Annotated in this window: 16 protein-coding genes; 14 read left to right on the top strand and 2 right to left on the bottom strand. The window is 73.0% G+C overall.

What is annotated here, in order from left to right; genetic code table 11:
- The first annotated feature begins 30 nt into the window (after positions 1-30).
- The 3 genes from BCL65_RS11410 to BCL65_RS11400 all read left to right on the top strand — a co-directional run bounded on the left by BCL65_RS11410 (position 31) and on the right by BCL65_RS11400 (position 3,493).
- On the top strand, positions 31-1,296 hold the full coding sequence (locus BCL65_RS11410; RefSeq protein ID WP_106268107.1) for a M50 family metallopeptidase: 1,266 nt from the start codon (positions 31-33) through the stop codon (positions 1,294-1,296).
- A gap of 84 nt (positions 1,297-1,380) precedes the next feature.
- Positions 1,381-2,544, top strand: a complete 1,164-nt coding sequence (gene ispG / locus BCL65_RS11405; protein WP_106268105.1) for a flavodoxin-dependent (E)-4-hydroxy-3-methylbut-2-enyl-diphosphate synthase — start codon at positions 1,381-1,383, stop codon at positions 2,542-2,544.
- A 22-nt stretch (positions 2,545-2,566) separates the two neighbouring features.
- Positions 2,567-3,493, top strand: coding sequence for a GNAT family N-acetyltransferase (locus BCL65_RS11400; RefSeq protein ID WP_106268103.1), 927 nt, complete (start codon positions 2,567-2,569; stop codon positions 3,491-3,493).
- A gap of 30 nt (positions 3,494-3,523) precedes the next feature.
- On the opposite strand, the gene BCL65_RS11395 is transcribed toward BCL65_RS11400, so the two are convergent.
- The gene (locus tag BCL65_RS11395) at positions 3,524-4,432 is read right to left on the bottom strand and encodes a DNA-formamidopyrimidine glycosylase family protein (RefSeq protein ID WP_106268101.1); all 909 of its coding nucleotides are present in this window, start codon (positions 4,430-4,432) and stop codon (positions 3,524-3,526) included.
- A gap of 49 nt (positions 4,433-4,481) precedes the next feature.
- On the opposite strand from BCL65_RS11395, the gene BCL65_RS11390 reads away from it, so the two are divergent.
- The gene (locus BCL65_RS11390) at positions 4,482-6,329 is read left to right on the top strand and encodes a proline--tRNA ligase (protein ID WP_106268099.1); all 1,848 of its coding nucleotides are present in this window, start codon (positions 4,482-4,484) and stop codon (positions 6,327-6,329) included.
- A gap of 27 nt (positions 6,330-6,356) precedes the next feature.
- On the opposite strand, the gene BCL65_RS11385 is transcribed toward BCL65_RS11390, so the two are convergent.
- Positions 6,357-7,544: a DUF4439 domain-containing protein gene (locus tag BCL65_RS11385; RefSeq protein ID WP_125206534.1), complete on the bottom strand. Its 1,188-nt coding sequence runs from the start codon at positions 7,542-7,544 to the stop codon at positions 6,357-6,359.
- Between the two features lie 164 nt (positions 7,545-7,708).
- On the opposite strand from BCL65_RS11385, the gene rimP reads away from it, so the two are divergent.
- The 10 genes from rimP (at position 7,709) to BCL65_RS11335 (ending at position 20,306) form a co-directional block, all read left to right on the top strand.
- Entirely contained in the window at positions 7,709-8,233 is a 525-nt protein-coding gene (gene rimP, locus BCL65_RS11380; RefSeq protein ID WP_106268095.1) for a ribosome maturation factor RimP, read from the top strand.
- 2 nt (positions 8,234-8,235) lie between these two features.
- Positions 8,236-9,276 carry a transcription termination factor NusA gene (nusA, locus tag BCL65_RS11375; protein WP_106268093.1) on the top strand — a complete coding sequence of 347 codons (1,041 nt, stop codon included), beginning with the start codon at positions 8,236-8,238 and terminating at the stop codon, positions 9,274-9,276.
- Positions 9,201-9,650, top strand: coding sequence for a YlxR family protein (locus BCL65_RS11370; RefSeq protein WP_308701014.1), 450 nt, complete (start codon positions 9,201-9,203; stop codon positions 9,648-9,650). Before nusA ends, BCL65_RS11370 begins: the two co-directional genes overlap by 76 nt.
- Positions 9,651-9,834: 184 nt before the next feature.
- A complete protein-coding gene (infB, locus tag BCL65_RS11365) occupies positions 9,835-12,708 on the top strand; it encodes a translation initiation factor IF-2 (protein ID WP_106268089.1) in 2,874 nt (957 codons plus the stop codon).
- A gap of 86 nt (positions 12,709-12,794) precedes the next feature.
- A complete protein-coding gene (rbfA, locus tag BCL65_RS11360; protein WP_106268087.1) occupies positions 12,795-13,220 on the top strand; it encodes a 30S ribosome-binding factor RbfA in 426 nt (141 codons plus the stop codon).
- Position 13,221: 1 nt separating this feature from the next.
- Positions 13,222-14,181, top strand: a complete 960-nt coding sequence (gene truB, locus BCL65_RS11355) for a tRNA pseudouridine(55) synthase TruB (RefSeq protein ID WP_106268085.1) — start codon at positions 13,222-13,224, stop codon at positions 14,179-14,181.
- A 91-nt stretch (positions 14,182-14,272) separates the two neighbouring features.
- Positions 14,273-15,247 (top strand): bifunctional riboflavin kinase/FAD synthetase, encoded by a 975-nt coding sequence (locus tag BCL65_RS11350; protein WP_106268083.1) that lies wholly within the window; start codon positions 14,273-14,275, stop codon positions 15,245-15,247.
- Positions 15,248-15,477: 230 nt separating this feature from the next.
- A complete protein-coding gene (locus BCL65_RS11345; protein ID WP_106268082.1) occupies positions 15,478-17,478 on the top strand; it encodes a peroxidase family protein in 2,001 nt (666 codons plus the stop codon).
- A 98-nt stretch (positions 17,479-17,576) separates the two neighbouring features.
- Positions 17,577-17,846 (top strand): 30S ribosomal protein S15, encoded by a 270-nt coding sequence (rpsO, locus tag BCL65_RS11340; RefSeq protein WP_106268080.1) that lies wholly within the window; start codon positions 17,577-17,579, stop codon positions 17,844-17,846.
- A gap of 210 nt (positions 17,847-18,056) precedes the next feature.
- Complete coding sequence (locus BCL65_RS11335) at positions 18,057-20,306, top strand: polyribonucleotide nucleotidyltransferase (RefSeq protein ID WP_106268078.1); 2,250 nt, start codon at positions 18,057-18,059, stop codon at positions 20,304-20,306.
- Positions 20,307-20,314 lie beyond the last annotated feature (8 nt).

Below are 20,314 nucleotides of genomic sequence, written 5' to 3'. Positions count from 1 at the left end.
CACCCAGGAACGTCGCCTACGCTGGCAGGCGTGGACATCCTTCCCGTCGTCGTCGGCATCGTCGTCATCGTGCTCGGCATCCTCGTCTCGATCGCGCTGCACGAGGTCGGCCACATGGTGCCGGCCAAGAAGTTCGGCGTGCGCGTCAGCGAGTACATGGTCGGGTTCGGTCCCACGCTCTGGTCGCGGACGAAGGGCGAGACCGAGTACGGGCTCAAGGCGATCCCGCTCGGCGGGTACGTGCGCCTGGTCGGGATGATGCCGCCCGCGCCGGCCGGCAGCCGTCCGCGCGACGGCTTCTTCGCCCGGGTCGTGGCCGACGCGCGCGACGCCAGCGTCAGCGAGATCCGGCCGGGGGAGGAGCACCGGGCGTTCTACCACCTCTCCACGCCGAAGAAGCTGGTGGTGATGCTCGGCGGGCCCGTGATGAACCTCGTCATCGCCGTCGTGCTGCTGGCCGTGGTGTTCCTCGGCATCGGGATGCCCGCGGCGACGACGACGGTCGCGGACGTCGGTGAGGACTCCGCGGCGGCCGCCGCCGGGGTCCGGCCCGGCGACGAGGTCGTGTCGTTCGACGGCGTACCGGTCGAGGAATGGTCCCAGCTGGTCGGCATGGTGAACGACCGCGCCGGTGAGGACGTCCCGCTCACGGTGCTGCGCGACGGCGAGGAGGTCACGCTGCAGGTCACGCCGACCCCCGCGGAGCGTCCTCTGACGGACGACGAGGGGTACGCCGTGACGGGCGACGACGGCGAGCCCGTCATGGTCGACGGCGCGCTGCTGGGCGTGTCCTCGAGCGTGGAGCGGCAGCCGCTGCCGGCCTCCAGCGTGCCCGAGGCCGTGTGGATGCAGGTCTCCGGCACCGCGCACGCGATCGCCACCCTGCCGGTGCGCATCTACGACGCGGCCTACCAGGCGTTCACCGACGAGCCGCGCGCCCAGGACTCGGTCATGTCCGTCGTCGGCGTCGGTCGCGTCGCCGTCGACGCCGCCGGGGCCGAGGACTACACGGTCCTGGCCCGCATGCAGCTCATGCTCATGCTGCTCGCGGCGCTCAACATCGCGCTGTTCATGTTCAACCTCATCCCGCTGCTGCCGCTGGACGGGGGCCACGTGGTCAACGCCCTGTACGAGGGCGCGCGGCGCACCGTCGCGCGCGTCCGGGGTGCCACCCTGCCCGGCCCGGCGGACGTCGCCAAGATGATGCCGGTCGCCTACGTGGTGTTCGTCGTGCTCGTCGGCGTGGGAGCCGTCCTCATGGTCGCCGACCTCGTCGATCCGGTCCGCCTCCTGTGAAGTTCGTGTGACCGCCGCGGCCCGACGAGGTGACGTCCGCCTCCCGCGTGCGTAGCACGCCCCAGGACGCGCGATACTGGGGTCGTGACTGCAGTGAACCTCGGCATCCCTGCCGCTCCCGCCCCCGTGCTCGCCCCGCGCAGGAAGACCCGCAAGATCCGGGTCGGCGACGTGTACGTCGGCGGTGACGCGCCCGTCAGCGTCCAGTCGATGACGACGACGAAGACGACGGACATCAACGCCACGCTCCAGCAGATCGCGGAGCTCACGGCATCTGGCTGCGACATCGTCCGGGTGGCCTGCCCGACGCAGGACGACGCCGACGCGCTGCCGATCATCGCCAAGAAGTCCCAGATCCCGGTCATCGCGGACATCCACTTCCAGCCGAAGTACGTGTTCGCGGCGATCGAGGCGGGTTGCGCGGCCGTCCGGGTGAACCCCGGCAACATCAAGAGGTTCGACGACCAGGTGAAGGAGATCGCCCAGGCCGCCAAGGACCACGGCACCTCGCTGCGCATCGGCGTCAACGCCGGCTCGCTCGACAAGCGGCTGCTCGAGAAGTACGGCAAGCCGACGCCGGAGGCCCTCGTCGAGTCGGCCGTGTGGGAGGCGAGCCTGTTCGAGGAGCACGACTTCCACGACTTCAAGATCTCGGTCAAGCACAACGACCCGGTCGTGATGGTGCGCGCCTACGAGCTGCTCTCGCAGCGCGGCGACTGGCCGCTGCACCTCGGCGTGACCGAGGCGGGGCCCGCGTTCCAGGGAACCATCAAGTCCGCCACGGCGTTCGGCGCCCTGCTGAGCCAGGGGATCGGGGACACCATCCGGGTCTCGCTGTCCGCGCCGCCGGTCGAGGAGGTCAAGGTCGGCCTGCAGATCCTGCAGTCGCTCAACCTGCGCGAGCGCAAGCTGGAGATCGTCTCGTGCCCGTCCTGCGGACGTGCCCAGGTGGACGTGTACTCGTTGGCCGAGAAGGTCACCGCCGGGCTCGAGGGCATGGAGGTCCCGCTGCGCGTCGCGGTCATGGGCTGCGTCGTCAACGGCCCGGGCGAGGCCCGCGAGGCGGACCTCGGCGTCGCGTCCGGCAACGGCAAGGGGCAGATCTTCGTCAAGGGCGAGGTCATCAAGACCGTGCCCGAGGCCATGATCGTCGAGACGCTCATCGAGGAGGCCATGCGGATCGCGGAGTCGATGCCGGCGCCCGAGAACGACGCGCAGGCCGGCGCACCGGTCGTCTCGGTGTCCTGACACGTCCCGGGGAGGCAGAGCGATGGGTTGGCGGCCGGCGTTGCGTGACCCGCGCGCCGCGCTGTCCGACGCCCGGCGCGGGCCGGCCGCGCGGGTCCTCGGACCGGCGGACCTCGCCGCGGCACGTCGCGTCTGCGCCGCGGACCCTGTCGCCTCCGTCCTCGCCGCCGCCCGGATCGACGTCGCCGACCGCTCCGGCCTCGCCGCGGCGGGCGGCGAGCTGTGGGGCTTCCCCGCGTCGGGCCCGCTGGAGGCGGTGTGCTGGGCGGGTGCGAACCTCGTGCCGGTCGTCCCCGCCGCGCTGGGGCCGCGCACCGTCGACGAGGCCGTCACCGCCTTCGCCGCCGCCGCGCGCGCCCAGGGCCGGCGCTCCAGCTCCATCGTGGGGGACCGGGCGGTGGTGCAGCGTCTCTGGGGGCTCCTCTCGCGCGTGTGGCCCCCGCCGCGCGAGGTGCGGACCGACCAGCCGTCCCTGGTGATCGACCGCGACCCCGACGTCGCGCCGGACCCGGGGGTCCGGCGGTCCCGCGCGACGGAGCTGGACCTCGTCCTGCCCGCCTGCGTGCGGATGTTCACCGAGGAGGTCGGCTACTCGCCGGTCGCCGCAGGCGGCGGGGCGTACGCCGCCCGCGTGCGCTCGCTCATCGCCGAGGGTCGCTCCTACGTGCGCGTCGCCGAGGACCCGGGCGGCGGGGCCACCGTCGTCTTCAAGGCCGAGCTCGGGGCGGTCGCCGGGGGAGTCGCGCAGGTGCAGGGCGTCTGGGTCGACCCGGCCCGGCGGGGAGAGGGCCTCTCGATCCCGGGCATGGCCGCCGTCGTCGCCCTGGCACGGCGCGACGTCGCACCCACCGTGTCGCTGTACGTCAACGCGTACAACGCTCCGGCGCTCGCGGCCTATCGCCGGGTGGGTTTCGAGCAGGTGGGCACGTTCTCCACGGTCCTGTTCTGAGCTCCCGGCCTCGTGCCGGTGCGCCTGCGGTCAGCGCAGGAACTTCGAGGTGCGACGGTCGGCGAGCACCTGGCCACCGGTCTGGCAGGTCGCGCAATACTGCAGCGAGCTGTCCGCGAAGCTGACCTCGCGCACGGCGTCCCCGCACACCGGGCACGCCTCGCCGGTCCTGCCGTGCACCCGCATCTGCGACCGCTTGGCGTCCTTGAGCTGCGCCGCCGGCCGGCCCGCCGACGTCGCCACCGCGGCGCGCAGCGTCGTCACGGTCGCGTCGTGCAGCGCGGCGACGTCGTCGTCGGTGAACGTCCGCGTCAGCCGGAAGGGCGACACGCGGGCCACGTGCAGGATCTCGTCCGAGTAGGCGTTGCCGATGCCGGCGATCGCGTGCTGGTCGCGCAGCAGGCCCTTGACCTGCTGGTTGCGTGCGCCCAGGAGCCTCCCGAGGACCTCCGGCGTGAACTCCGCCGACAGCGGCTCCACCCCGAGCGTGCGCACCTGGTCGACGTCCTGGGGGTCGTGGACCACGTGGACGGCGAGCCGCTTGCGGGTCCCGGCCTCGGTGAGGTCCACGCCGGTGCCGTCGTCGAACCGCAGGCGCAGGGCCAGCGCGGCACCCCGGGACGAGCCTCCCAGCCGTGGCCGCACGGGCGTGGTGGGTGCGGACTCGTGCCAGCGCACCCACCCGCCGCGCGCGAGGTGGAGGACGAGGTGCAGGGCCCCGCGGTCCGTCGGCGCGCCGGCACCGGGCACGACGGCGAGGTCCAGCCACTTGCCGTGCCGGGCGACGCCGCTCACGGTCCCGCCGACGAGGTCGGTGACCGGCGGGTGGTGGGTCTTGAGCGCGGCGATCGCCGCGACGTCGGCCGCCACCAGGGTGCGGCCGGACGTCCGTTCGTCGAGGAACCGGGCCAGCGCCTCGACCTCGGGCAGCTCGGGCATGCTCCCAGTGTCGCCGAAGCATCCCGTGCGCGCCGCTAGGCTTGCCCGCATGTCGATCGTGCCCGCCCGCAGCGCCGCCCGCCCCCGCGACCTGCTGAGGCTCTCCTCCCTGTTCGTCCGCACCCTGCGCGAGGACCCGGCCGACGCCGAGGTCGCCAGCCACCGGCTGCTCGTGCGGGCGGGCTACATCCGCCGTGCCGCCCCCGGGATCTACTCCTGGCTGCCGCTGGGGCTCCGCGTCCTGGCGAAGATCGAGGCCGTGGTGCGCGAGGAGATGGACGCGATCGGGGCGCAGGAGGTCCACTTCCCGGCCCTCCTGCCGCGCGAGCCGTACGAGGCGACCGGCCGCTGGACCGAGTACGGTCCCAACCTGTTCCGACTGCAGGACCGCAAGCAGGCGGACTACCTGCTGGCCCCCACGCACGAGGAGATGTTCACGCTCCTGGTGAAGGACCTGTACTCGTCGTACAAGGACCTGCCGCTGGCGCTCTACCAGGTCCAGACCAAGTACCGCGACGAGGCCCGCCCGCGCGCCGGGCTGATCCGCGGTCGCGAGTTCATCATGAAGGACGCCTACTCGTTCGACCTCGACGACGAGGGCCTGGCGCAGTCGTACGAGCGTCAGCGCGGCGCGTACCAGCGGATCTTCGAGCGGCTCGGGCTCGAGTACGTCATCGTCTCGGCGACGTCCGGCGCCATGGGCGGCTCCCGGTCGGAGGAGTTCCTCTCGCCCTCGCCGATCGGCGAGGACACCTTCGTGCGCTCGGCGGCGGGCTACGCGGCGAACGTCGAGGCTGTCGCGACGCCCGTCCCCGCCGCGGTGCCCTACGACGACGCTCCCGCGGCGCACGTCGAGGACACCCCGGACACCCCGACGATCGCGACGCTCGTCGACTTCGCGAACGCCCACCACCCGCGCGCGGACCGGCCGTGGACCGCCGCCGACACCCTGAAGAACGTGGTGCTCGCCGTGACGCGGCCCGACGGGTCGCGCGACCTGCTGGTGGTCGGCGTGCCCGGCGACCGGGAGGTCGACGTCAAGCGGCTCGAGGCCGCGCTGGTCCCGGCCGAGGCCGAGCCCGCCACCGACGCCGACTTCGCCGCCCACCCCGAGCTCGTCAAGGGGTACATCGGACCGGGCGTGCTCGGTCCGCAGGGCAAGCAGGTGCTCGACGCGACCTCGGACGACGCCGACGCGACGCGGTCCGCGATCCGGTACCTGCTGGACCCGCGCGTGGTCGCCGGTACCCGGTGGATCACGGGCGCCGACGCGCCGGGCCGGCACGTGTTCGACCTCGTCGCGGAGCGCGACTTCACCGCGGACGGGACGATCGAGGCCGCGGAGGTGCGTGCCGGCGACCCCGCGCCGGACGGCTCGGGACCGCTCGAGCTGGCGCGCGGCATCGAGATCGGCCACATCTTCCAGCTCGGCCGCAAGTACGCGGAGTCCCTCGGGCTGAACGTGCTGGACCCGCAGGGCAAGCAGGCCACGGTGACCATGGGGTCGTACGGGATCGGTGTGACGCGGGTGCTCGCCGCGCTCGCCGAGGCGCACCACGACGACAAGGGTCTCGCCTGGCCCGCCCACGTCGCGCCGGCCCACGTGCACGTGGTCGCGACGGGCAAGGGGACCGAGGTGTTCGACCAGGCTGCCGAGATCGCCGAGGCCCTGGCGGACCGGGGCGTCGAGGTGGTCTACGACGACCGCCCGAAGGTGTCACCTGGTGTCAAGTTCAAGGACGCCGAGCTGTTCGGCGTGCCGTTGCTCGTCGTGGTCGGCCGTGGCCTGGCCGACGGTGTCGTGGAGGTCCGCCCCCGGTCGGGCGAGCCCGAGCAGGTGGCGGTCGCCGAGGCCGTCGACGTCGTCGCCGCGCGGGTCGCCGACCTGCTGGGCTGACCCGCCCCGGCAGCGGGACGGCGTCGGTCAGTCGTCCTGCTGCTCCGGCAGGCCCGGGAACGCGACCGGCTCCGCGCCCCAGGCGTCCAGCGTGACGGCCGACTCCACGAGGAGGTCCACCAGGACGGCCCGGGTCTCGGGCGCCGTCGTGGCGACGAGACTGGCGTAGTTCGTGGCCAGGCCGGACTCCACCGTCCGCACCAGGGCGGCGGGCCGACCACCCCGCGGCACCGTGTACGCCACCTGACGCGGGTCCTGCTCGGTGCGGCTCGTCCCCGCGACCAGCGCCCAGGCCTGGCCGCGGCTCGTGTGGACGTCGGCGCGCTCGGTCAGGCGGTCGCGGGTCTCGCCGGAGGTCCGCGCGGCGCGCAACCGCAGCGCGTAGCCCGCCGCGTCCTCCGACTCGATGAGCGTCCGCAGGTCGCCCGCCGTGAGCCCGCGGGGCACGACGGCGGGCTCGTCGGAGTCGGGCACCGTGCTCGACACGCCCTCCTCGACGGAGGGGGTGGGTGTCGGCTCCTCCTCGCTCGGCGCCGCGAGGAGGGAGAGCGCGGACGCGGCGCCGCCGTCCGAGGCGTCGTCGTCCGTACCCTCGTCCGTCCCCTCGTCGTCGGGCTCATCGCTCGCGGCGGCGTCGTCCGCGACGGCAGGCTCGGGCACCACCGGCGCGACCGGAGCGGGCAGGGTCCCGTCGGTGTAGGCGACCACCCGGCCGGCGGAGACGGCCTGCGCCGCGCCGACCGAGGCCAGCAGCCGGGCGAGGGGACCGTCCGTCGTCGTCCCGGCCGCGGTGCGGCTGCGGCCCGAGGCGTCGACCAGGGCGTCGACGACGTCCTGCGGTACGACGGGCGCCTCGCTGGGCGACGCCTCCGGCGTGCCGTCGGTGCTCTCGGGCTCCAGCCCGGAGTCGTACACGCCACCGAGCTCCGCGGCCTGCTCGCGCGACTGCGTGGCGACGCGCTCCAGCTCGGTGGTCAGCCGGGCGCGGTCCCCGTCGAGCGCCTCCACGGCCGACTCGGCCTGCTCGGCGACGTAGAGGGCGTCCGACACGGCGGTGCGGCGCACGATCTCCACGGAGTCCGGCACGGGCTCGGCGGGGGGCGGCGTCTCGAGCCGCAGCCCGCAGCCCGACAGGAGCACGGCGACGAGCACACCGGCGACGGCGGCCCGGTGGCGGCGTCGGCGTACCGGAGCAGGTGCGGGATGCGGTTCCATCGTGCCTGATCTTGCCACGTCGGGGTGTGACGTTCCTCCACCCGTGCGCGCGGGTCGTTCGGCACGCGAGCGGCACCGCGTTCGTTAGGCTGGACGACGCACGACGTACAACGACACACCGGCCGCGGGACGTCCCGGCGCGGGAGAACCCACGGGAGGCATCCATGGCAGCAGAGCGGAGCCATACCCCGGACGAGCGCATCGGTGCGGTGGTCTCGCCCGTCGTCGAGGCGGCCGGGCTGCACCTGGAGGACGCGCGGGTCGCACGGGCGGGGAGCCGGTCGACGGTGCGGATCACGCTCGACCTGCCGGACGACGAGGTCGGCAGCCTCGACTCGGACCGCCTCGGCGACGCGTCGCGAGAGATCTCGGCGGCCCTGGACGCGGCGGACGTGGTGCGTGGCCAGTACACGCTCGAGGTCTCGACGCCGGGGGCGTCGCGCCCGCTGACGGAGCCGCGGCACTTCCGCCGCGCCCGGACGCGCTCGGTGCGGCTCACGCTGGTCGACGGCGGCACGACGACAGGTCGGCTGCGCGACGTCGTCGAGGGTGCCGACGGTCCGGTGCTGGTGCTCGACGACGGCGCACGGGTCCCGTTGTCGGACGTGCGCAAGGGCAAGGTCGAGGTCGAGCTGAAACGGCTCGAGGACGAGGACGCGGGCACTGCCCGCGACGGTGAGGAAGGCTGACGATGGACATCGACATGAGCACGCTGAGGCTGTTGGAGCGCGAGAGGGAGATCAGCCTGGACGTCCTGGTCGAGGCCATCGAGCAGGCGCTCCTCTCGGCGTACCACCGCACGCCGGACGCCTACCAGCACGCCCGGGTCGAGCTCGACCGGCGGTCGGGTCACGTGACCGTCTACGCCCAGGAGGCGATCCGCACCCCGGACCCGGAGGACCCCGAGGGGCGCGACCTGGTGGAGCTGGGTCCGGAGTTCGACCACACGCCCGCGAACTTCGGGCGCATCGCCACGGCGACGGCGCGCCAGGTGATCGTGCAGCGGCTGCGGGACGCCGAGGACGACCAGGTCCTGGGCATGTTCCGCGGCAAGGAGGGCGAGGTCATCGCCGGGGTGATCCAGCAGGGGCGCGACCCCCGCGTCGTCCTCGTGGACGTCGGCGGGACCGAGGCGGTGCTGCCGCCCCACGAGCAGGTCCCGGGCGAGGAGTACACGCACGGCGAGCGCCTGCGCGGCTACGTGGTCGAGGTCTCCCGGGGCATGAAGGGCGCGCAGGTCACGCTCAGCCGCACCCACCCGGGGCTCGTCCGCAAGCTCTTCGAGCTGGAGGTGCCGGAGGTCGCCGACGGCTCGGTGGAGATCACCGCGGTGGCCCGCGAGGCCGGGCACCGGACCAAGGTCGCCGTCCGCTCCAAGGTGTCCGGCCTCAACGCCAAGGGCGCCTGCATCGGTCCGATGGGCTCGCGCGTCCGAGCGGTGATGGCCGAGCTGCACGGCGAGAAGATCGACCTCGTCGACCACAGCGACGACCCGGCCCGGTTCGTGGCCAACGCCCTGTCGCCCGCGCGTGTGAGCTCTGTCACCGTCGTGGATCCCGACGCCCGGGCCGCCCGCGCGGTCGTGCCGGACTACCAGCTCTCGCTGGCGATCGGCAAGGAAGGGCAGAACGCCAGGCTTGCCGCCAAGCTGACCGGATGGCGCATCGACATCCGCTCGGACGAGGGATCTCCGGAGGCCGCGGTGGCCGTGTCCCCGGGCGAGGACGCCTGAGCTGGTCGAGAGCCATGACCAGTCGCGTTAGACTGACAGGGACCGGGCCGCGTGCCCTGGCCTCCGCACGCCCGCACCACCCCTCGCCCCCGACGGCGGGACCGGTGCGTACGTGTGTCGGGTGCCGGGCTCGTGACCTGCGGTCGGACCTCCTGCGGCTGGTGATCGCGGCGTCCGACGACGCATCTCGGACGGATGTTCGGGTCGTCGTCGACGTGCGTGGGAGCCTGCCGGGGCGGGGAGCCTGGATCCATCCGGACCTCGCCTGCCTGGAAGGCGCCGTGCGACGGCGGGCCGTGCCGCGTGCTCTGCGCGCTGCCGCTCCGCTCGACCTCTCGGCCGTCCGGGCACATCTGGAGCAGCAGGACCGTTGACACCCCTGCGCGGCACCGAGGTGCCGCGCACGACACGACCGGACGCCACCGTCCGGCCGCACCACGCGTACATCGACAAGGAAGCGGGTCAGAAGCCGATGGGCACCCGATGAGTCCCCAGCGATGAGTACTCGGTACTAACGACGGTCCTGCCTGTTCTCGGTGGGGCCGAGACAGGAGAGATGTGGCGAAGATCCGCGTCCACGAGCTGGCGAAGCAGCTCGGAGTGGAAAGCAAGACCCTGATGGCCGAGCTGAAGGCGTCAGGTGAGTTCGTTCGTTCGGCCTCCTCGACGCTCGAGGCGCCGGTCGAGCGCACCATGCGCAGCAAGTTCCAGGGCGCCGGCGGCGACCAGGGCGCGAAGAGCGCTCAGCCCGCCCCGAAGAAGCCCGGAGCGCCGAAGCCCGGCGCGCGGAACGCGCCTGCCAAGCCGGCCCCGGCCGAGCCCGCCGCCCCCGCGGCCGAGCCGGCCCCGAAGCCGGAGGCAGCGCCGAAGCCGGAGGCCGCACCGAAGCCGGAGGCGGCCGCCGAGACCGCCCCCGAGCCGGAGGCGGCTCCCGCGGCAGAGGCTGCGCCGAAGCCCGGCACGGCCCCGAAGCCGGGTGCCGCACCGAAGCCCGGTGCCGCGCCCAAGCCTGGTGCCGCGCCCAAGCCGGCCTCCAAGCCCGGGGGTCAGCAGCGATCCGGCGGCCGTGGCGGTCAGCCGCGCCCCGGCAACAACCCCTATGCCTCCAAGCAGGGCATGCAGCGCTCCGGCTCGCCGCGTCCGGGAAACAACCCGTACGCGTCGCAGCAGGGCATGCAGCGTCCGCAGCGCGGTGAGGCCGCACCGGCACAGGGCGAGCGTCCGGGCGGTCCGCGCCCCGGCGGTCCCCGCCCCGCGGCACCTCGTCCGGGCGGTCCGCGTCCCAACCCCGGCATGATGCCCGGCAAGACCAGCATGCCGCGTCCGGGCGAGCGCCCGGCGGCCGGTGGCCGCGGAGGCGGCGGCGGTCGCGGTCGTGGTGGCCAGGGCGGCGCACCGGCCGGTCCCGGCGGTGCACCCGGCGGCGGGCGCGGAGGCTTCCGCCCCGGCGGCGGTGGCGGCGGGTTCCGCGGTCGTGGCGGTGCCGGTCGTGGCAGCACGCAGGGTGCGTTCGGTCGCGCCGGCGGTCGTCCCGTCCGGGGGCGCAAGTCGAAGCGGGCGAAGCGCCAGGAGTTCGAGCAGATGCAGGCGCCGTCGCTCGGCGGCGTCAGCGTGCCCCGCGGCAACGGCAGCACCACGGTGCGGCTGCGTCACGGTGCCTCGCTCAACGACTTCGCGGACAAGATCGACGCGAACCCGGCCTCGCTCGTCACGGTGCTGATGCACCTCGGCGAGATGGCCACGGCCACGCAGTCCCTCGACGAGGACACCTTCGCGACCCTGGGGGTCGAGCTCGGCTACCGGATCGAGATGGTCTCGGCCGAGGAGGAGGACCGCGAGCTGCTCGGGTCCTTCGACATCGACCTCGAGGCCGAGGAGGCCGGCGAGGGCGACGAGGACCTCATGCCTCGTCCGCCGGTCGTGACCGTCATGGGTCACGTCGACCACGGTAAGACGAAGCTGCTCGACGCCATCCGCTCGACGGACGTCGTCGCGGGCGAGGCCGGTGGGATCACCCAGCACATCGGTGCGTACCAGGTGCACACCGAGCACGAGGGTGCCGACCGTGCCGTCACGTTCATCGACACCCCGGGTCACGAGGCGTTCACCGCCATGCGTGCCCGTGGTGCCAAGGTCACGGACATCGCGATCCTCGTGGTGGCCGCGGACGACGGCGTGATGCCGCAGACGATCGAGGCGCTGAACCACGCCCAGGCGGCCGACGTGCCGATCGTGGTCGCGGTGAACAAGGTCGACAAGGAGGGCGCGAACCCGGACAAGATCCGGCAGCAGCTCACCGAGTACAACCTGGTCGCGGAGGAGTACGGCGGCGACACGATGTTCGTCGACGTCTCCGCTCTGCAGCGCCAGGGCATCGACAACCTGCTCGAGGCCGTGCTGCTCACGGCGGACGCGGCGCTCGACCTCCGCGCCAACGCGGAGAAGGACGCCCGCGGTGTGGCGATCGAGGCCCACCTGGACAAGGGTCGCGGTTCCGTCGCGACGGTCCTCGTCCAGTCCGGCACGCTGAACGTCGGCGACGCCATCGTCGCGGGCACGGCCCACGGCCGCGTGCGGGCGATGTTCGACGAGCACGGCGAGTCCGTGCGGCAGGCAGGACCGGCACGCCCGGTCCTCGTGCTGGGTCTGGCGTCCGTGCCGGGTGCCGGCGACACCTTCCTGGTGGCGCCGGACGAGCGCACGGCGCGTCAGATCGCCGAGAAGCGTGAGGCTGCCGAGCGTGCCGCCCTCCTGGCGAAGCGCCGCAAGCGCATCAGCCTCGAGGACTTCACCAAGGCGCTCGAGCAGGGCAAGGTCGAGACCCTCAACCTCGTCCTCAAGGGTGACGTCTCCGGTGCCGTCGAGGCGCTGGAGGACGCGCTGCTCAAGATCGACGTGGGCGACGAGGTGGACCTGCGCGTCATCCACCGCGGCGTCGGCGACATCACGCAGAACGACGTGAACCTGGCCACGGTGGACAACGCCGTGATCATCGGCTTCAACGTCCGCTACGGCGAGCGTGTCGAGGACCTGGCGGAGCGCGAGGGCGTGGACGTCAAGTTCTACTCGGTCATCTACCAGGCGATCGACGAGATCGAGGCGGCCCTCAAGGGCATGCTCAAGCCGGAGTACGAGGAGGCGAAGCTCGGCAGCGCCGAGATCCGCCAGGTGTTCCGGTCCTCGAAGTTCGGCAACATCGCCGGTTCGATCGTCCGCTCCGGCACGATCCGCCGGAACACGAAGGCGCGCGTCCTGCGCGACGGGAAGGTCGTCGGCGACGACCTCAACGTGGAGTCGCTGCGTCGCGAGAAGGATGACGTCACCGAGGTCCGTGAGGGCTTCGAGTGCGGTATCGGTCTCGGGTCGTTCAACGACGTCACCGAGGGTGACATCATCGAGACCTTCGAGATGCGCGAGATCCCGCGCGACTGAGGTCCGCACCACCGACGGCGTCCCGCCGCTCCCGCTGGTCACAGCGGTGCGGCGGGACGCCGTCGGCGTCACGAGAGGGAGTACGGATGAGCCAGAACCCACGGGCCCGCAAGCTGGCGGACCGCATCAAGGAGATCGTCGCGCAGCTGCTCGACACCCGTATCAAGGACCCGCGCCTCGGGTTCGTCACGGTCACGGACGTCCGTGTCACCGGTGACCTGCAGCAGGCCGCGGTGTTCTACACGGTCTACGGCGACGACGAGGAGCGGGCCGGCACCGCGGCAGCGCTCGAGAGCGCCAAGGGCATGATCCGCTCGGAGGTGGGCAAGCAGACGCAGATGCGCCTGACGCCGAGCATCGAGTTCCACCTGGACTCCGTGCCGGAGACGGCTGCGCACCTCGACGCGGCACTGCTCGAGGCGCGGCGGCGCGACGCCGAGCTGGCGGCGCTGCGCGAGGGCAAGGAGCCGGCCGGGGAGGCCGACCCCTACCGCACGTCCGACGACGACTGACGTGGCCGAGCACCGCCCTCAGCGGCCGCCACGCCGTCCCACGGCGGCGGACGGCTTCCTCGTCGTCGACAAGCCCGCCGGACTGACCAGCCACGACGTCGTCGCCCGGTGCCGTCGGCTGGCGGGCACGCGCAAGGTGGGCCACGCCGGGACCCTCGACCCGATGGCCACCGGGGTGCTCGTCGTCGGCGTCGGCCGCGCCACCCGCCTCCTGACCTACGTGGTCGGTGCGGACAAGGCCTACGAGGCCACGATCCGGCTGGGCGTGGGCACCACCACGGACGACGCCGAGGGCGAGGTCGTCGGGACGCCCGGCGTCGCCGACGGCGTCGATCCGGGCGTCCTGGAGCGGGCGGTCGCGTCGCTGACCGGCGACATCGAGCAGGTGCCCACCACGGTCAGCGCGATCAAGGTCGACGGTCGCCGGGCCTACGCCAGGGTCCGGGCCGGCGAGGACGTCGAGCTGGCGGCCCGGCCGGTGACGGTGAGCGCCTTCGACGTCCGCGCGGTCCGGTCCGGCACGGCGGACGGCGTGCCGGTGACGGACCTCGACGCGAGCGTCGTGGTCTCCTCCGGCACCTACGTCCGTGCGCTGGCGCGGGACCTGGGCGTCGCCCTCGGCACGATGGGTCATCTCACGGCGCTGCGCCGCACCCGGGTGGGCGGCTACGGGCTGGCCGGAGCGCGCACCCTGGACGAGATGGAGGCGCAGGCGGACGCCGACGGCGTCCTGTCCACGCTCTCGCCGGCGGACGCCGCCCGGGCCGCGTTCGAGGTCCGTGAGCTGACGGCTGACGAGTCGACGGCACTGGGTTACGGCCAGTGGGTCGCCCCGTCGGGGGCGGAGGGCACCCTGGCGGGCATCGGCCCCGACGGACGGCTCGTGGCGCTGCTCGAGGACACCACGCGTCACGGCGAGCGTCTGGCGCGACCGGTCCTGGTGCTCGCACCGGCCGGCTGACCGGTCCCGTGCCGCGCGGCACGTGACTATCCTGGTCCGTCGGTGTCACCGGCGGCGCCCCACGAGACCCCGAGCGAGGAGCACGATCGGCGTGCAAGTGTTCACGGACCTGGACCAGGTCCCCGACGGCTTCGGTCCGTCCGCCGTCACGATCGGCAACTTCGACGGTGTCCACCGCGGGCACCAGGCGGTCCTCGGCCGGCTGGTGCACCTCGCGCGGGCCGACGGCCTCGCGGCCGTCGCCGTGACGTTCGACCCGCACCCCGCCGTCGTGCACCGGCCGGAGTCCGCTCCGGAGCTCCTCACGGGGCTCGCCGACCGGCTGGACCTCCTGGCGGCCACGGGGCTCGACGCCGTGCTGGTCATCCCCTACTCGCTCGCCTTCGCCGCGCAGGACCCCGAGGCGTTCGTCACGCGGTACCTCACCGCAGGGCTCGGTGCCCGCAGCGTGGTGGTCGGTCACGACGTCCGGTTCGGCCGGGACAACTCCGGCACCCTGGCGACGATGGTCGAGCTCGGCGGTGAGCACGGGTTCGAGGTCGTGGCGATCGACGACGTGGGGGAGTGCCTCGCGGAGTCTGCCGGCGCCCGGCAGCGGTGGTCGAGCTCGGCGGCCCGGGCGCTGCTCGCCGAGGGGGACGTGGCCCAGGCCGCCGACGTGCTCGGCCGTGCGCACCGGGTGCGAGGCACCGTCGTCCACGGCGACGCCCGGGGACGCGAGCTCGGCTTCCCGACCGCGAACCTGGGCGGGATCGCCGGCATGGTGCCCGCCGACGGGGTGTACGCGGGATGGTTGCGGCGCCCCGCGCTCGCCGAGAGCGATCCCGGGCATCCCGACGTCCGGCTGCCGGCGGCCATCTCGATCGGGACCAACCCGACGTTCGACGGCGTCGAACGTCGGGTCGAGGCGTACGTGCTCGACCGCACGGACCTGGACCTGTACGACGAGGAGGTCGTCCTCGAGCTCGTCGAGCACCTGCGTGCGACCCTGCGCTTCGACGGGATCGAGCCGCTCGTGCGCCAGATGCACGACGACGTCGCGCGCGCCCGCGCGATCCTCGGCTGACCCGAGCGGGTGAAAAGACCGCCGGGGTGTCACGAACGCCGTCCGCGGCCTTCCCTCCCGGCAGGACCGGGGGCATCCTGGTCTGGGGCGCCCAGCCCCTCTCGCGACGCCGCACCGCCTCGGGCGGAGGTGCGACCGGCCCCGCATCCGTGTGCTCGCCTCTGAGGGGGCACGCGTCCGTGCGACGGCCCACGGCCGATCGCCGCAACCCTCGTGCGAGAGGCAGGGCCATGGAGGCTCCGCAGGCCGGCGCGACCGCCGACCAGAAGATCACCGCTCCGCAGACCGAACCGTCGTCGCCGGACCCGCGCGTCGACCTCAACCAGACCCCGCACGGACGGACGGTGCGCAACGTCGGGCACGGCGGCCGGGTCGTCCCCGACACGCCCGGGACGAGCGAGGCCGCCGACCCGCGCACGTCGGACGCGCCGTTCCTGCCGAGGACCGCGGCGGCCGTCCTGCTCGACTACCGGCACGGCCGCTTCGACGCGACGACGTCCTTCGACTACCTGTTCGCCCGGCTGCGCACCGAGTTCCCCGCGGCTCACCTGCCGTCGCAGGACGCGGCGACGGTGGCCGCCACGGTCACGGCGCTGAAGTCGCTGGGCGAGCACATGATCGAGTCGGACGCCCGTGACCCCGCCCAGGACTCGACCGTCCCGGCGGTCTACACCTACTGGGGCCAGTTCATCGACCACGACATCACGCTGAACACCAACGGCCCGGACACCACCGCTGGCGCGGACGGCGACCTCGCGCTCGGCGACATCGTCAACGACCCCTTCACCGTCGTCCGGCCGGACGACGTCGTGGCCAGCCTGCACAACGGTCGTCACCCCGGGCTGGACCTGGACAGCATGTACGGCAGCGGACCACGGCTGCCGGGCGAGGCCGAGGGGCCCACCCGGAGCGAGGTCGCCTACTCGGCCGCCGACCCCGTGAAGCTGGCGCTCGGCCGCGTCTCGACCACGGCGGTACCGGGGTTCGAGCTCGTCGAACCCGGCGACGACCCGCAGCGGGACCTCCCGCGGTTCTCCGAGCAGGAGGCGCAGGACGCCGGTAACCCCGGTCTGCGGCGCAGCACGAAGATCCCCGACGGCCGCAACGACGAGAACCTCGTGGTGGCGCAGCTCCACGTGGCCTTCATCCGGTTCCACAACGCCGTCGTCGACTGGGTGCGGCTGACCCAGCCGTGGCTCGCCCCCGACGACCGGGCCACCTTCGAGCAGGCCCGCGCCCTCGTGCGCCACCACTACCAGTGGCTGGTGCTGCACGACTACCTGCGCACGCTCACCCGGCCCGGGGTCCTCGACCAGGTGCTGCACGAGCACACGCTGCTCTTCCGCCCGCTGCGTACCATCGCCATGCCGCTGGAGTTCGCCGTCGCCGCGTTCCGGTTCGGCCACTCGATGGTCCGCAACGGCTACGACTTCAACGTCAACTTCGGCCCCGGGGGCGCCGTCGGGTTCGCCTCCCTCGAGAACCTCTTCCGGTTCACCGGCGGGGGCGGGCTGTCGCCCAGCGCGGCGCAGCAGCTCGACGCGCTGCCGTCCAACTGGCCGATCGACTGGACCCGGTTCGTCGACAAGGGCGAGCCGGACCCGGCTCGCCGGGCGCGCAAGATCGACCCGTTCCTGGCCGACGGTCTGCGGACCATGCTCAAGGAGGGCTTCGGCGAGGTCGACGACGACGGCGCGCCCCTCGACCCGGCGAAGGTCCCGCTGGGAGCCGATGGGTCGCCGATGACGCAGGCGGTCAGCGCCATGCTGAAGCAGCTCGCGCAGCGCAACCTGCTGCGCGGCTACATGCTGGCGCTGCCGACGGGGGAGGAGGTCGCCGCGGAGCTCGGTGTCGCCCCGCTGACCCGGGACCAGCTCACGGCGGGCACCGCGCCCGAGGTGGGGGCGGCCCTCGACGCGATCGGGCGCGGTCGCACCCCGCTGTGGTACTACGTGCTCCAGGAGGCCGCGGTCGAGGGCAACGGCAACTTCCTGGGCGAGGTGGGCAGCCGGATCCTGGCGGAGACGTTCGTCTACCTGCTGCGACAGGACGACGAGTCGTTCCTGCGCACGCCCGACCCGTGGACGCCCGCCGACGGCGTCCGGCTGGAGGACGGGCGCATGATCACCACGCTGACGGACCTGCTCCGGTTCGCCGGCGTGCACCCGCTCCCCGACGGGACGTTCCGCCGGGTCGACGGCCGTCCCGCGGGTCACGACGGAGGCGCATGAACCGCTGATACCATGGCTGTGCCGTAGTTCGGCCGCGGATCCAGAGCGCCCGGTGAAGAAGTCCCGGAGCACCGCGCAACGACACCAGAGGGAGAGCCATGCCGCTCGACGCTGCCACCAAGCAGTCCATCATCACCGAGTACGCGACTCACGAGGGCGACACCGGCTCGCCCGAGGTGCAGATCGCGCTGCTCACGCAGCGCATCAACGACCTGAACGAGCACCTCAAGGAGCACAAGCACGACCACCACTCGCGTCGTGGCCTCCTGCTGCTCGTCGGCCAGCGCCGTCGCCTGCAGGGTTACCTGCAGAAGGTCGACATCGTGCGCTACCGCGCACTCATCGAGCGCCTCGGCCTGCGCCGCTGACGTCACCCCGCCGGCCCGGCCCCTCTCGCAGGGGCCGGGCTGGTCTGGTGTGATGTCCTGGTAAGACACCCACACCGCGCCGCCGGGCCGAGGTCCGGTCCTCGGTAGTGGCCCCCCGAACCGCCCGGCACGTCCGGTGCGTGGTTCCGTGGGCCTCGATCGAAGACCGTCGCTCGGATGGCGGCGCCTTCGAGAATCAGGAGGGCACCCGTGGAGGGTCCCGAGATCACTTCCGCCGAGGCTGTCATCGACAACGGCCGCTTCGGCACCCGCACCATCCGTTTCGAGACGGGCCGACTGGCCCGTCAGGCCGCCGGCTCCGTCGCGGCCTACCTCGACGGCGACACGATGCTGCTGTCGACCACCGCCGTCGGCAAGCACCCCAAGGACCACTTCGACTTCTTCCCGCTGACGGTGGACGTCGAGGAGCGGATGTACGCCGCCGGACGCATCCCCGGCTCGTTCTTCCGCCGCGAGGGCCGCCCGTCCACCGAGGCGATCCTCACGTGCCGCCTCACGGACCGCCCGCTGCGCCCGCTGTTCGTCAAGGGCCTGCGCAACGAGGTCCAGATCGTCATCACGGTCATGGCCCAGCACCCGGACGACGCCTACGACGTCCTGGCCATGAACGCCGCGTCCGCGTCGACCCAGATCTCCGGCCTGCCGTTCTCCGGCCCCGCCGGCGCCGTGCGCATCGCGCTCGTCGACGACCAGTGGGTCGCCTTCCCGAAGCACTCCGACAAGGAGCGCGCCGTCTTCGAGATGGTCGTGGCCGGCCGCAAGGTCACCACCGCCGACGGTACCGAGGACGTCGCCATCGCGATGATCGAGGCCGAGGCCACCGACGACGCCTGGAACCTCATCCGCACCGAGGGCGCGACCGCGCCCACGGAGCAGGTGGTGGCCGAGGGCATCGAGGCCTCCAAGCCGTTCATCGCCGCCCTCTGCGACGCCCAGCTCTCCCTGGCGCAGCAGGCCGCCAAGGACGTCCAGGAGTTCCCGCTGTTCCCGGACTACGCCGACGACGCGTACGCCGCGGTCGAGTCGGCCGTGGCCGGCCCGCTGCGCGACGCGCTGGCGATCGCCGACAAGCAGGAGCGCGAGGGCCGTCTCGACGAGATCAAGTCGCAGATGCTCGGCGAGCTGCAGGCGGGCTTCGACGGCCGCGAGAAGGAGCTGTCGGGCGCCTACCGCTCGCTGCAGAAGCAGCTCGTGCGCCAGCGTGTCCTCACCGAGGGCGTGCGCATCGACGGCCGTGGGCTCGCGGACATCCGCACCCTCTCGGCCGAGGTCGAGGTGCTGCCGCGCGTGCACGGCTCGGCGCTGTTCGAGCGCGGCGAGACCCAGATCCTGGGTGTCACCACGCTCAACATGCTCCGCATGGAGCAGCAGATCGACTCGCTCGGGCCGGTCACGCGCAAGCGCTACATGCACAACTACAACTTCCCGCCGTACTCGACCGGTGAGACGGGCCGCGTCGGCAGCCCGAAGCGCCGCGAGATCGGCCACGGTGCGCTCGCCGAGCGCGCCCTGGTGCCGGTCCTGCCGAGCCGCGAGGAGTTCCCCTACGCGATCCGCCAGGTGTCCGAGGCCCTCGGCTCCAACGGCTCGACGTCCATGGGCTCGGTCTGCGCCTCGACGCTGTCGCTGCTCAACGCCGGTGTGCCGCTCAAGGCCCCGGTCGCGGGCATCGCGATGGGCCTCGTGTCCGACACGGTGGACGAGGAGACCCGGTACGCCGCGATGACGGACATCCTGGGCGCCGAGGACGCGTTCGGCGACATGGACTTCAAGGTTGCCGGTACCCGTGAGTTCATCACGGCGATCCAGCTCGACACCAAGCTGGACGGCATCCCGGCGTCGGTCCTGACGGCCGCGCTCGGTCAGGCCCGCGACGCGCGCCTGACGATCCTGGACGTGCTCGCCGAGGCGATCGACGTGCCCGACGAGATGTCCCCGAACGCGCCGCGCGTCATCGCGGTCAAGGTCCCCGTGGACAAGATCGGCGAGGTCATCGGGCCCAAGGGCAAGATGATCAACCAGATCCAGGAGGAGACCGGCGCGGACATCTCCATCGAGGACGACGGCACGGTCTACATCGGCGCGACCGACGGCCCGTCCGCCGAGGCCGCGCGGGCGGCGATCAACGCGATCGCCAACCCGCACGTGCCCGAGGTCGGCGAGCGCTTCGTCGGCACCGTCGTCAAGACGACGTCGTTCGGCGCGTTCATCTCCCTCTCCCCGGGCAAGGACGGGCTGCTGCACATCAGCCAGCTCCGCAAGCTCGTGGGTGGCAAGCGGGTCGAGAACGTCGACGACGTGCTCTCCATCGGCCAGAAGATCCAGGTCGAGATCGGTGAGATCGACCCGCGGGGCAAGCTCTCGCTCGTCGCGGTCACCGAGGACGAGGAGAAGGCCGAGGCCGGCTCCGAGTCCGCCGAGCAGACCACGGAGGCCTGACCGACCGT

Source organism: Isoptericola halotolerans (genome assembly GCF_003003075.1).
GTDB lineage: Bacteria > Actinomycetota > Actinomycetes > Actinomycetales > Cellulomonadaceae > Isoptericola > Isoptericola halotolerans_A.
The sequence above is the reverse complement of the archived record's forward strand: the minus strand, read 5'-3'. Positions and strand labels throughout refer to the sequence as shown.